This is a genomic window from Olleya sp. KJ81-1 (genome assembly GCF_055808135.1).
Map to the genome: position 1 here is coordinate 2,436,382 of NZ_CM147854.1, position 14,534 is coordinate 2,450,915.

Sequence of the window (14,534 nt, forward strand, 5' to 3'; positions counted from 1 at the left end):
GTAAGTGTTTTAATATTCTTTTGGAAATGAAACCGTAAAGGTTGTTCCAACATCTTTAACAGATGTAAAGGTAATTGTTCCTTGATAGGTTTCTACTATATTTTTTACCATTGCCAAACCAAGACCCATTCCGCTAGACTTTGTTGTAAATTTTGGTTCAAAGACTTTGTCTTTATTTTGATCAGAAATCCCTATTCCGTTATCCGAAATAGTTAAAACAACACGATTGTTATCCTCAATTACTTTTACAATAATTTGAGGTATCCTATCATCTGGAATGGCTTGTATTGCATTTTTAACCAAATTGGTAATCACTCTAATTAATTGGGTACGATCAAATTTGGCAATAATTTCGTCTTTTTCTGGTGCAAACTGGATATAATCTTCATTAAAAATATCCAACGCTAAGTCTACAATTTTAACCACATCAAGTAGTTCGTTTTGTTGTGCTGGCATTTTAGCAAAATTAGAAAAAGCACCTGCAATTGCACTCATAGTATCAATTTGCTGTATTAGTGTTTTACTATACTCATCCAATTTTTGTACTATATCTGGATCTTCTGGATTAAACTTACGCTGAAAACTTTGAACCGTTAAACGCATTGGTGTTAATGGATTTTTAATCTCATGAGCTACCTGTTTAGCCATTTCTCTCCAAGCTTGTTCACGCTCGCTTTTAGCAAGCTTAACAGCACTTTCTTCTAACTGATCAATCATGCTATTATATGCCTTTACTAAAGTAGAAATTTCTTCTGTTGTACTTTCTATTTCTATTTTTTCATTACGTTTTTCTAAACGTGTTTGATTCATTTTATCACTAATAGTTTTTAATGTTTTAGTTATATATTTTGACAAAAAATAAGCTAAAACAATCGCTATAATTAACATTAAAAGGTAAGCATATCCCAAACGCTCAAAAAACTCATTTAACTCTTTAGATAAAAAGTCATCATTTTCTAAATAAGGTAAATTTAATATGGCTAATGGTTTAAATTTCTCATCGACAATGTAGGTATAAGACGATCTAAAACTTTCTCCTTTTTCTTCTCTTAACTCGACAAATCTATGAGTAGTGGTATTAGATAATGTATTAAGCGCTTCCGCTTTTACGCATTTTTCTGCAATATCATAAGGCAATGCTGCTTTGGAAGAAATTAGCAAGGACCCTTCTAAATCGTACAAGTTAACCTGAAGTCCATGTACGTTAGCTATTTTATAGATTTCATCTTTAAAAATTAATGGTAACTTTTCTGGAACCACCTCAAAAGAGGTTTCTTTAATAATAAAGTTAATGTGACGTTTTATACTAATTTCTTTTCTTTCTAAACGTAACTTATGGTAATCTTGAGTTTCTTCGCTATACTGATAAGCAGCAACTAATGCAATTAAAATGGATGCCAAAAGGACCAAAAAAATCATCGCAAAAAAGATGCGAAGTCGTAAAGAAAGTCTAGTAATTTTCATTGTTTAAATATAACAATAATCACACCAAAAACATAAGATTTAGCAATGCTTAGATTAAGCTTTTGGATTTTTCTCTCTGATGCGCTTATAAACCTTAAAGCCTAACATAAGCAAAACCCCTAAAACAAAAATACCTATAACGCCAAACATCCAATTTATGGCACTTTTAAGTATTACTAAAAAAACAACTGCAAAAAGAATAAATGTGGCTCCTTCATTATACATACGCATAAAATTTGAAGATTTTTTAACCACATCATTTTGTAATTGCTTAAAATAAACATGTGTTTGAAATTGATATAAAAATAACAATACCACAAAAGTTAACTTAACATGCATCCAAGGTTGCTGCAACCAAAACGGTTGTAAAATTAATAACCAAACTGCAAAAATTGTAGCTAATATAGCACTAGGCCAAGTAATAATAAACCATAAGCGTTTAGCCATAAGCTTTAACTGCTCTCCTAAAATTTCTTTATCTGGAGAGGATTTATAAAAGGCTTCTATTTGATAAACAAATAATCTTGGTATATAAAATAAACCAGCAAACCACGTGACTACAAATATGAGATGTAACGATTTAATGTAATTATAGTGCTCCATAGTTTTTTTAAAATAACTAGTTAAATATAGGCAATTACTAATTTAGTTTAAGCTTTACTTCCCTACGTAAAAAGAAAGCGGTTACGATTGTAGATAAAATATCCGAAATTGGAAAGGACACCCAAATACCAAATTCGCCAAAATACATTGGTAATATATACATCAAAGGAATAAAGAAAATAGCCTGTCTTGTTAAGGTTAAGAGTAACGCAGGTAAAGCCTTCCCTACTGCCTGAAAATAAGCAGCTCCAATTAACTGAATTGCTAATATAGGAATGGCAGCAAAAACCCAACGCATATTGTTTGGTGTCACTTTTAAAACCTGTATATCTGTTGTAAATAATTTAGTAATAGCTTCTGGAAACAACATTAAAATAGCAAAAACTATAGTTGCCAAAATAGTCGCGTATTTAATAGCAACATAAATTACCTGTTTAACACGATCATACTGCTCTGATCCAAAATTGTAACCTGCTATAGGAATAAATCCTTGCGTTATACCAAACACAGGAAATAACGCAAACATACTCATCCTTCCTACAATTGCATAGGCTGTTACAGATGTTTCGCCACCAAAATCAAACAAGGCATTATTAACTAGTAAAAAAGTAACACTAACCACAGCTTGTCTTGATAGGGTTACAAAACCTAACGAACCGATTTCGGTGACTATTTTTTTATGTAATTTAAAATGAGAAACGTCTATTTTTAATTCAGAATTATCTGATAAAAAATACCAGAAAATAAACAAAAATGACACGATATATGAACCTGTTGTAGCCCAAGCAGCACCAGACATTCCCATATCTAATACTCCAATAAAAATATAATCTAATACTAAATTTCCAACAGAAGGAATTAGCATAGCATACATTGCAAATTTAGGTTTACCTTCTGCACGTATTACACTATTACCCATCATAACAAAACCCAAAACAGGAACTCCGTATAGGATAATCTCATAATATACTTTTGCTGGATCAAAAATAGCACCTTTACCTCCAAAAGCAGGAATTAATTGGTCAACAAAATAAAGCCCAAATGCAGCAAAACTTACAGTAAACAGCAATGTTAAAGAGACTTGATTACCAAAGGTTTTTAAAGCTTTTTCTTTATTGTCTGCACCTAAAGCACGCGAAATAATTGAAGAGCCTCCAATACCAATACTCATCCCTAAGGCAGCAATAAAAAAAGAGACTGGTAGCACAACATTTATAGCTGCAATTGCTGTAGACCCAATCCATTGACCAACAAAAATAGTATCCACTAAAATATTTAGTGACATTACCAAAATACCAATAGATGCAGGTACTGCTTGTTTTATCAAGAGTTTGCTTATGGCTTCTGTCCCTAAGTTTGAAGATTTGCTTGTCTGCATTATCCCTTAACAGCAGTTTTAGACCAATCGTTAATCCAATCTGCTAATAAGTTTACCCAATTTTGATCTGTATTTAAACAAGGTATTGTTGTAAAGCCCTCACCTCCAACTTCATGAAAAATTTCTTCTCCTTCCATTGCTATTTCTTCTAAAGTCTCTAAACAATCGCTAACAAAAGCAGGTGTAACAATCGCCATGTTTTTTATGCCTTGTTTACCTAAACGCTCTATAGTACGATCTGTATAAGGTTGCAACCATGGATCAAAACCTAATCTAGATTGAAACGAGGTAGAATACGTATTGTCTTCCAAACCTAAATATTGTCCAACTAATCTGGTAACCTCTTTACATTGGTGTCTATAACAAAACTCATGTGCTTTACTTGCGGTTTCGCAACAACTACCATCAATTTTACAATGTCCATTAGTAATATCGCTTTTTCTAATATGTCGTTCTGGAACACCATGATACGAGAATAATAAATGCTCGTAATTTTTACCTTGTAAATGTCCTTTAATAGACTCGGCTAACACTTTAATATAATCAGGCTTGTTATAAAAAGCCGGTAAGCTATCAATTTTTAAATTAGGAAAATTGGCTTGTCTAACCTCCTCTGCTAATACCAAAATGGTTTCGGTAGTTGCCATAGCAAATTGAGGATATAACGGAATTAAAAAGACGTCTTCCACACCTTTATCAACCAATTCTTGAAGCCCTTTTTTAATAGTCATACTTCCGTAACGCATAGCTAGAGCTACCGGAAAGTCTACTTTTTCTTGAACCTTTTCTTGTAACTGCTCTGAAAGCACAATTAATGGTGACCCATTATCCCACCAAATTTTCTGGTAAGCTTTTGCACTTTGTTTAGGTCTAGTGTTTAAAATTATTCCTTTAACTAAAAGCGTTCTAGCCCAAAGCGGAACATCTATAACACGCTCGTCCATTAAAAATTCTCCCAAATATTTTTTAACATCTTTTGGAGTCGGACTTTCTGGTGACCCTAAATTTACAAGTAGTATTCCTTTTTTCATCTGTTATCTTTTTCAGACGCAAAAATACAACTCTAATTTAAAATATATAATAAACTTAAGACGTTGATTATACTTATAGCTTATTATAATATAATCAAAATCTTTCAGTTAAAATTAAGTTTGATATATTTACGAGTAGATATTATTAATATATGAAAAATTACATATTTGCACTTTTCTGTGCAATTTCATTTACCTCACTTTCACAAAATCAAAATAACGATCAAAGTTTGCTTTGGGAAATCTCTGGAAACAATTTAACTAAATCGTCATATATTTATGGCACAATGCACGTTAGTGCAAAAGTTGCTTTTAGACTAGATGATGTTTTTTTTAAGGCTTTAGAAAACAGTGAGAGCATTGCTTTAGAGTCTGACCCTTCCACTTGGTTAGCTTTTAATTACCAAACAACGACTTTAACTCCTCAAAATTACTCTCAGAGCTATGACAAAAATTTTTACTCAACACTTTTTGGAATAGAACATCCAGAGGAAGTTGCTATTAGAGGTAGCATAAGATCTGATAACAGAATGATTAATGGTTATCTGTATCGTAAAGATGGTTATGCCGATAATTTTGAAGAAGAAACCTATTTGGATATGTTTATTTATCAAGCTGGTAAAAAGAAAAATAAAGCCATTTATAGCTTAGAAGATATTGAAGAGTCTCGCTATTTAGTATCCAAAGCACAACGTAACGCAAGAAAAAACAAAATAGACCCTTGGTTAACTAAATTGTATGAAAAAGAAAACCCATATTTAGTTCAAGAAAACACTTATAGAGATCGCAATTTAGCTTTATTAGACTCTATCGGAGTTGCTTCCAACACGGAGTATTTTAGAGAAAACATGTTATACATACGCAATGCCAATATGGTACATGTTTTAGACTCATTAATGCAATCACAATCCGTATTTGCAGGTGTTGGTGCTGCACATTTACCAGGAAATAAAGGGATGCTTAAAATGCTTGAAGACAAAGGTTACAAAGTAAAACCGTTACTATCTAAACAAACGACCGTCGCACAAACTAAAAAAGAACAAATTGAAGCATTTATTGCACCAACTAGCATTACAAAACAAAGTACACCTGACGGTTTTTTAACCCTAAAGGCTTTTACGGAACTGTATGAGTTTTATTATGGTGGTCAAAAATATTACATATCACCAGACATGACCAATGGTGCGTATTTAACTATTAGTAGGTTTAATACTTTTGATTATTTACCAAACGATAAAGAAATTTCTTTAGATAGATTAGATAATTTTTTATTTGAGGATATTCCTGGAGATATTATCAAAAAAGAAATACTATCCAATCCGTATCCAGGTATTAGTATTTTAAATAAAACTAAAAAAGGTGACTATCAAAAATATCATATATACAAAACACCTTTAGAAGTAGTCGTGATAAAATTTGCTGGTCAAAAAGAGTATGTTTTAAAAAATGAAGCACCAATATTTAAATCTATAAAATTTAAAACACCAACAAATACATTAACAACTTTTACCTCTGCCTACAATAAATACAAGGTTAATTTTCCAGAATACCATACCACAGATAACGTCCAAAATGCAGGACAAAAATTAATCCAAGGTAAAATAAAAGACGATTATTATTTTGTAAAAGAAGTCGCTTTTAACGATGTCTACTACATCGAAGAAGATAAATTTGAAGCTAAATATATCGTCACTAACTTTTTCAAAGATTTTGAAATTGAAGATTCTACTGGAGAGTACAAAAACAACAAATATTATAGTTATGAAGGTGTAGCAAAAAAGGACTCAACGTCTTTAGAAAACATCCACTTAAAAAGCATAGTAAAAGACGGAAGCTACTTTTTATTAGGCTACGTTGGCACTAATAAAGACTTAGCAGACAACTTTTTTAAATCCTTTAAATTTACACCTATTAATCAGGAAGGGTTTACAAAAATAATTGACACATCGTTACATTTTTCTGTAATCACTAACACAAAATCAACACCTCCATACGACTATTACAGCTATAGTACTCCTAAAGATTACGAAGAAAAAACTAAGCGTACCACTTACTATTCAAAATCAAATGAGCAAGTATACATAAGCAAACTAAAATTTCATGATTTGCAGATGTATAAAAATGTAGATAGCCTATGGAATGAAATTGATGCAGAATTAAAAGCTGTTGAAAAAATTGACGGATTCAAAAAATATAACATTTCTGACAAGAAAAAGTACAAAAAAGATAATCAGTATGTTTATGAGTACACCTTAAAAGACTCGTTAAGTGCAAAAGCAATCTTAGTAAAAAACATACTTAATAAAGGTGCTCTTTTTGAAATTAAAAGCCTAACAGATACACTATCAAAACCAACACCTTTTATCGCTAATTTTTATAATACATTTCAACCTTTAGACACGTTGTTAGGGGAATCTGTTTTTAGTGACAAAACTGAACGTTTTTTTAAAGCACTACGTGATAACGACAGCATAGTATTTAAAGCAAAAAATAAAGTAAAGTTTAATAAATCTAACGCAAGTACTATGATAGATTTGATTAAAAACTTTGATTTTCCGGATAATAAAGAAGATTTTAAAACTTTTTTAATTTCAGAATTAGCAAAACTTGAAGACCCTAGAACAGATGCTTTTTTAAATAATTTATACGAAGAGTCTTACTCTAAACCTGATATTCAAAACACTATTTTAAGGTCACTTTTAAATAAATCAACAAAAAAATCTTACGCTACTTTTTTAGACCTACTTAATAAAGACCTACCCTTAAGTGGATCTATTAGCTCAATGTTTTATAATTATAACGACTCCTTAGCGCTTAAAAAAACACTTTTTCCTGACCTTTTAGAATATACATCAATTGAGGAATATAAAGAGCCTATTTACGAGCTGCTAGCAAAACTAAAAGACAGTAGTGTTATTAAAACAAAAGCATATAAAAAATACAGAAAGCAATTAATAAAAGATGGTAAAATAGAAGTTAAACGAAGCCTAAAATCTAAAGCAAGTTATAATTACAGATCTTATAGTAGCTCATTATATGCTTTTGTAAAATTAATTTTTCCGTTTAGAAAAGAAGCCGAAGCTAAAAACTTTTTTAACAAATTATTAGATAGCGACAATGTCACTGCGCTTACAACATATTATGTATTACTAGAAGAAGCTGGAGAAGCAATACCAGAAAAATTAAAAGAAAAAACAATAGACGACTATAAAAACCAAGCCAACCTAGTAGACAAAATGTATCGTAAAAAGCTATACAAACCGTATCTAACAGAAAAAATTAGTCAAGAAATGTATGCTAAATCTAGTTTGTTTGGAAACACGACTATCGAAAAAGAAAGAGATTCTATTCATTTTTTAGGCAAAAAAACCTTTAAAACAGACGACGATCAAGAAGGAGACATGTATTTTTATATGTTAGTACAAAAAGAGGATAAAGATGAAACCAAACGTTTATATTATGCAGGATTTTTAAAATCTAAAACAAAAGACAGACTCCAGACCGAAGTCTATTATGACTCTGGTTACAGTGGTAATTATATCGATCAAAACGAGGAAGAAGATAAATTAATGAAAGATGTTTTAGACCTAGTTATCCATAAAAACCGCAGACGACTGGATGATAGTGGTTACTAAACAAACAAAAAGCGCTTAATAAATTAAGCGCTTTTTGTTTATATGGACTGTATGTACTTTTTAGGAGTAATCCCATACTTTTTTTAAAAGCAGCAATAAAATGACTAGCTGTACTATATCCGACACGCAAACCAACCTCGTTAACATTGTGCGAACCTGTCTCCAAAAGCTTTCTTGCGACCTCCATTTTATAATCAAACAAAAAACTAAAAACAGAGTCTCCGTAAATTTGTTTAAAACCTTCTTTAAGCTTTTTTAGAGACAAATTTATCTCATCCGATAATTCTTGTAAAGTAGGTGGTTCAGCCATTCTAGCAATTACAATATCTTTGGCTTGTTTAATTTTAGCAACATTAGATTCATCTACTAAAAAGGGACACTGATCAATATTAGCATCCTCTCCTCTATTAAAATACAAGCTAAGTAACTCATATGCTTTTCCTTTAAAATACAAGGTTTTAATAGATGAGTTTAAGTTATAATTAATAATTTGATTTAATGCAATAGCCATAGATGGCGAAATCTTTCCATCCTTATAATATTTTTTATCCTTATTATCACTACTTAAAAACGTGATATAATCGGCTTCTTGAGAAAACAAACCATGAAACTTTTTTATAGATATTAAAACAGAAACCAACCAACAATCAGGCTTTACATGTAGATTAATAGGCAAGTCCTTTTGCGGATTATAAAGCAGCAATGAGGTTTCTTCAGCAATATTTAAAACGTAGTTACCATTGTTAAATATAAAGTCACTATTACCCTTTAAACAAAAATGAAATTGAATAAAACCACTATCAATAAAGCGCTCAACAATCTGATTATTAGATGTTTCATTTTGATAAGTTAAAACAAAAACATCCTGATCAACCTGTGTTTCGTTAAACGAACCTTCAGCGACATTTTTAAGATCTTTAATAAGTGCCATAAAATTATTTTATTTAGATTGATTCTAAACAACAAGCTTTAAAACCATTGATTTCACTACAAAAATATGATAAATATCATTGTTACGTTAAAATAACGACTAAAAAACCACAATCGTTATTAAAAGTTCTTTTAGCGTTACTTTTTAAATAATATACAACATAAATTTGCTACCAATAAAGTCCCAGTCAGGTAAATGGAGCACTATCACATGTCAACAGGCACATATTTTTACGCGTTAGGTTTAAGTTATAAAAAGGCAGATGCAGAAATTAGAGGTCATTTTAGTTTAGATGAATCTTCTAAAGAAGCCCTTTTAAACCAAGCTAGATCAAACGGAGTAGAAAGCCTAATCGTAACGTCAACTTGCAATCGTACAGAAATTTACGGTTTTGCAGAACACCCATATCAATTAATTCAACTATTGTGCGATAACACAAAAGGAACTGTTGAAGAGTTTCAAAAATTTGCATATATCTATAAAGGCAAAGAGGCTATTTCGCATTTATTCAGAGTTGGTTCTGGATTAGACAGCCAAATTTTAGGAGATTTTGAAATAATTGGACAACTTAAAAAAAGTACTATCGAGTCTAAAAAACATGGCTTACTAAACCCTTTTATTGAGCGTTTAGTAAACTCTGTAATTCAAGCAAGCAAACGCATTAAAACCGAAACCGAAATTTCTTCTGGTGCAACAAGCGTCTCTTTTGCTTCTGTGCAATACATTTTAAATACTATTGAAGACGTAACCAACAAAAACATACTATTGTTTGGTACTGGTAAAATTGGACGTAACACCTGCGAAAATTTAGTAAAACATACTAAAAACGAGCAAATCACATTAATAAATCGTACCAAAGGAAAAGCAGAAGCTGTTGCTGGTAAATTTAATTTAGTGGTTAAGGATTATGCAAACCTACAAGAAGAAATAAATGAAGCTGACATTTTAATTGTAGCTACTGGAGCGCAAAACCCAACGGTTGATAAACAATTAATTCAATCTAAAAAAGACTTATTAATTTTAGATTTATCTATTCCTAAAAACGTAGACGAAAACGTAACAGATTTACCTAACGTAAAACGTATACATTTAGATGATTTATCGCAAATTACCGATGAGACTTTAGAGCGTAGAAAACTACAAATACCTTTAGCAGAAAGTATTATTGAAGACATAAAAGCAGACTTTATAGGATGGTTAGAAACCAGAAAGTTTGCTCCAACAATCAAGGCTTTAAAACATAAACTACAAGGTTTTAAAAATGCCGAGTTAGATACACAACGCAAAAAAATGGCTAACTTTAACGAAGAACAAGCCGAAATTATAAGTAATAAAATTATTCAAAAAATAACCAATCATTTCGCTCATCATCTAAAAGATGATGCTTTCTCAACAGACGAAAGTTTGGAATTAATAAAAAAAGTGTTTCAACTAGAAAACACCGCAAAGCATGTCTAAAATAATTAGAATCGGAACTCGTGATAGCGAGTTAGCTTTATATCAAGCAAAAGCAGTACAAAGTCAATTACAAGCATTAGGTCATCAAACCGTATTAGTCCCTATAAAATCTACAGGAGACATCGTACTTGACAAACCACTTTACGAGCTAGGTATTACAGGAATTTTTACACGTACTTTAGATATTGCCATGCTAAATGGAGATATTGATATTGCAGTACATTCCCTAAAAGATGTACCAACACTACTGCCAAATGGTATTGTACAAGCTGCAGTATTAAAACGTGGTAATGTTAGGGACACTTTAGTCTTTAAAAATAACGAAGAATTTTTAGGGTCAAGAGAGGCAACCATAGCAACCGGAAGTTTACGTAGACGTGCACAATGGTTAAACCGTTTTCCAACACACACCTTAGTAGATTTAAGAGGAAATGTAAACACTAGATTACAAAAACTAGAAGATAGCGATTGGAATGGAGCTATTTTTGCTGCTGCAGGTATTGGTCGTTTAGACTTAAGACCAGAAGACGCTGTTAATTTAGATTGGATGATTCCTGCACCTGCACAAGGTGCAATTATGATTGCTGCTTTGGCTGACGATGAAGAAACCTTAGCAATCTTATCAGAAATAAATCATCAAGAAACTGAAATTTGTACCAAAATAGAACGTGCTTTTTTAAACAAACTTGAAGGTGGTTGCACTGCTCCAATTGGTGCTTTAGCCTTTATTAAAGATGAAGAGCTAACTTTTGAAGGGATACTTTTAAGCAAAGACGGAACTAAAAAAATACAGGTTAAACGCGTTAAAGCAGTAGGAGAACATCATGATATTGCAGAATGGTGTGCCAATTACATTTTAGATCGTGGTGGTAACCGTTTAATGGACGAGCTTAAAGAGTCTCATATACCAACAAACATCTATTCTACCAAATCATTAACTGAAGATCAACGCTTTTTATTTAACGAAAAAGTAAAAGCAGAAAGCTCTGATTTTGTAAAGATTAGTTTAAATAGAATACACCCAAGATTTGTTAAAAACGAAATAAAAAACGTAGTTATAACTAGCCAAAATGCTGTTGAAGCATTATTAAATAATTATTCTGCTATAGAGCTTCAATTTAAAAACATATACTGTGTAGGTCGTCGTACCAAAAAAATGATTGAAAAGCGTATTGGTAAAGTCACACACACTGAAAAAAACGCAAAAAAACTAGCGCAATATTTAGTAGATTTTATTGAAGGCACAGAAGTAACTTATTTTTGTAGCGACTTAAGATTAGATGATTTACCATCAATTTTAAAAGAAAACAATATCACAGTTAACGAGATTGAAGCTTATCAAACTAAGCTTGACAGCATTAGTCTTCCAGAAAGTATTGAAGGTGTTATGTTTTACAGCCCATCAACAGTACAGAGTTATAAAAAAGAAAATGATGCTAATGGTATTGCTTTTTGTATTGGCGAAACTACCGCTAAAGAAGCAAGCAAACATTTTAAAGATGTACGTATAGCAAAAGTACCAACGGTAGAAAGTGTAATAGAGTTAGTAAACCAACATTACATGTCATAGTCCACCAAAAGGACAACATAAAGTATCAAGTAATAATAATTTAAAAGATTTTCCGTCTACACGGAAAGGACACAAGGATATGTTGAAAAACGATTTATTTTTAAGAGCATTAAAAGGAGAAACAGTAGAGCGTCCACCAGTTTGGATGATGCGTCAAGCAGGTCGTTACCTTCCAGAATTTATGGAAATAAAGGCTAAATATGATTTTTTTACACGTTGTCAAACGCCAGAATTAGCTAGCGAAATCACTGTACAACCAATCCGTCGTTACGGTATGGATGCTGCTATTTTATTTAGTGATATTTTGGTTATCCCACAAGCTATGAATATTGAGGTACAAATGAAACCTAATTTTGGTCCTTATTTACCAAATCCAATTCGTACACAAAAGGACGTAGATAATGTTATAGTACCTGATGTAAAGGAAGCTTTAAACTATGTTTACGAAGCCATAAAAGCCACTAAAGAAAAACTTAACAACGAGGTGCCATTAATAGGTTTTGCAGGCTCACCTTGGACTATCTTATGCTATTGCGTGCAAGGTCAAGGCTCTAAAAACTTTGATAAAGCTAAAGAGTTTTGTTTTACAAATCCTATTGCTGCACACCAATTATTACAAAAAATAACAGACACAACGATTGCTTACTTAAAAGAAAAAGTAAAAGCAGGTGTTAATGCTGTACAAGTATTTGATTCTTGGGGAGGCATGTTATCTCCTGTAGATTACCAAGAGTTTTCTTGGCAATACATTCAACAAATCATAGATGCATTAAAGGACGAAACACCTGTTATTGCATTTGGTAAAGGTTGTTGGTTTGCATTAGAAGAAATGTCTAAATCTGGAGCAGCTGCTTTAGGTGTAGACTGGACATGTTCTGCTAAAAATGCACGTTATTTAACTGGAGGAAACATCACACTTCAAGGAAATTTTGATCCTACTAGATTATTCTCTCCTCCTGCCGAAATTAAAAAAATGGTACACCAAATGATAAACGATTTTGGTAAAGACAAATACATTGTAAACCTTGGTCATGGTATTTTACCAAACATACCACTAGAAAATGCAAAAGCATTTATAGACGCTGTAAAAGAGTATAAAGCGGATTAAAAATGAAACTTTCATTTAACCAAACAGCAAAAAAATATGCTTTAGTTAAAAAAAGCTGGACACCTCAACAAAATTTATTTTACGGTTTTCTAACTTATATTGCTCTAGGTTTCATATTACTCTGTTTGCCAATATTTCAAAAACAAAGCGCTTCTATTTTAGACCATTTGTTTATTGCTACTTCTGCTGTATCAACTACAGGATTGGTTACAGTTTCAATTTTTGACACCTATAATATTTTTGGACAATTTATAATAATGGTCCTGGTTCAATTAGGTGGTATTGGATATTTATCCTTTACCACCTATATGATTTTATCCACTACCAGAAAAATAACCTTATGGCATAAAAAAATATTATCCACAGAATTCACACTACCTAACACAATTAAAATTACAGACTTTTTAAAATCTGTAGTGTTATTTACACTAATAATGGAATTAATAGGTGCTATTCTGTTTTTTATAGCTTTTAAAGCACAAGGTATGCCAACCTTTGAGGCTATTTGGTCATCTGTTTTTCATAGCATAAGCTCCTTTTGCACAGCAGGCTTTAGTTTATTTAACAATAGTTTTATGGATTATGTTGACAATAATTTTGTCAATTTTATAATCTCAATGTTAGCTATTTGTGGATCATTAGGTTTTATTGTTATTACAGATTTTGGATTAAAAATTAAAAACAAATCACACAAAGTTAGTTTTACAACAAAAATAATTATCTACGGATTTTTAATGCTACTTACTTTTGGTACAGCATTTTTTTATTTTGAACCATCCATAGTCAATTACCATTCTGATTCAAGATTTATAGCTGCCTTTTTTCAATGTATGTCAGCCATGACCACAGTAGGATTTAACACTGTAGATTTTGGATATTTTACTCAGGCAATGATGTTAATTTGCATCTTTTTAATGTACATTGGAGCCTCACCATCTGGAACAGCTGGAGGAATTAAAATCACAACACTAACTGCTGTTTTTGCAGTCATGAAAAGTAGACTAACTGGAAGTAAAACTGTAACTTTTTTAGGGAGACAAATTCCTTTTGAAAGATTATACATTGCCACCTCTGCTTTTATCTTTTACACAATCATAATACTTATCGGAACTTTTTTAATAACTTTAACTAACGATTTTAAATTTGAAGAAATCCTGTTTGAAGTTTCTTCTGCACTTGGTACTGTAGGTTTAAGTACAGGTATTACAGGAGACTTAAATACAGGTGGTAAATTGGTAATTATTGCTTTAATGTTTATTGGTCGTTTAGGTGTTTTAACTTTTGGATTAGCCATCTGGTCAAGACAAAGACAACAAGAAAAACCAAATGTTATAAAAGAAGATATCGCAGTTTAAA

9 protein-coding genes and 1 pseudogene are annotated in these 14,534 nt (G+C 31.6%); 5 read left to right on the top strand and 5 right to left on the bottom strand.

Features of this window, described 5'->3' with window-relative positions; genetic code table 11:
• Positions 1-9: 9 nt before the first annotated feature.
• The 4 genes from AC0L3M_RS11490 to hemH are packed head-to-tail and all read right to left on the bottom strand — an operon-like array spanning position 10 to position 4,476.
• Positions 10-1,464 (bottom strand): sensor histidine kinase, encoded by a 1,455-nt coding sequence (locus AC0L3M_RS11490; RefSeq protein ID WP_341587684.1) that lies wholly within the window; start codon positions 1,462-1,464, stop codon positions 10-12.
• 54 nt (positions 1,465-1,518) lie between these two features.
• Entirely contained in the window at positions 1,519-2,067 is a 549-nt protein-coding gene (locus AC0L3M_RS11495) for a CopD family protein (protein WP_473430832.1), read from the bottom strand.
• Positions 2,068-2,104: 37 nt separating this feature from the next.
• The gene (locus AC0L3M_RS11500; RefSeq protein ID WP_473430833.1) at positions 2,105-3,445 is read right to left on the bottom strand and encodes an MATE family efflux transporter; all 1,341 of its coding nucleotides are present in this window, start codon (positions 3,443-3,445) and stop codon (positions 2,105-2,107) included.
• Positions 3,445-4,476: a ferrochelatase gene (gene hemH, locus AC0L3M_RS11505; RefSeq protein WP_473430834.1), complete on the bottom strand. Its 1,032-nt coding sequence runs from the start codon at positions 4,474-4,476 to the stop codon at positions 3,445-3,447. Before hemH ends, AC0L3M_RS11500 begins: the two co-directional genes overlap by 1 nt.
• Before the next feature lie 152 nt (positions 4,477-4,628).
• Between hemH and AC0L3M_RS11510 the strand changes: the two genes are divergently transcribed.
• A complete protein-coding gene (locus AC0L3M_RS11510; RefSeq protein ID WP_473430835.1) occupies positions 4,629-8,111 on the top strand; it encodes a TraB/GumN family protein in 3,483 nt (1,160 codons plus the stop codon).
• Positions 8,112-8,149: 38 nt separating this feature from the next.
• Here AC0L3M_RS11510 and AC0L3M_RS11515 read toward each other — a convergent pair.
• A pseudogene (locus tag AC0L3M_RS11515) lies at positions 8,150-9,042 on the bottom strand (helix-turn-helix transcriptional regulator).
• Between the two features lie 195 nt (positions 9,043-9,237).
• Here AC0L3M_RS11515 and hemA point away from each other — a divergent pair.
• The 4 genes from hemA (at position 9,238) to AC0L3M_RS11535 (ending at position 14,533) form a co-directional block, all read left to right on the top strand.
• Complete coding sequence (gene hemA / locus AC0L3M_RS11520) at positions 9,238-10,500, top strand: glutamyl-tRNA reductase (RefSeq protein WP_145004678.1); 1,263 nt, start codon at positions 9,238-9,240, stop codon at positions 10,498-10,500.
• Positions 10,493-12,070, top strand: coding sequence for a hydroxymethylbilane synthase (gene hemC, locus AC0L3M_RS11525; RefSeq protein WP_473430836.1), 1,578 nt, complete (start codon positions 10,493-10,495; stop codon positions 12,068-12,070). Before hemA ends, hemC begins: the two co-directional genes overlap by 8 nt.
• Before the next feature lie 79 nt (positions 12,071-12,149).
• Positions 12,150-13,178, top strand: a complete 1,029-nt coding sequence (gene hemE, locus AC0L3M_RS11530; RefSeq protein ID WP_473430837.1) for a uroporphyrinogen decarboxylase — start codon at positions 12,150-12,152, stop codon at positions 13,176-13,178.
• Between the two features lie 2 nt (positions 13,179-13,180).
• Entirely contained in the window at positions 13,181-14,533 is a 1,353-nt protein-coding gene (locus tag AC0L3M_RS11535; protein WP_473430838.1) for a TrkH family potassium uptake protein, read from the top strand.
• Position 14,534 lies beyond the last annotated feature (1 nt).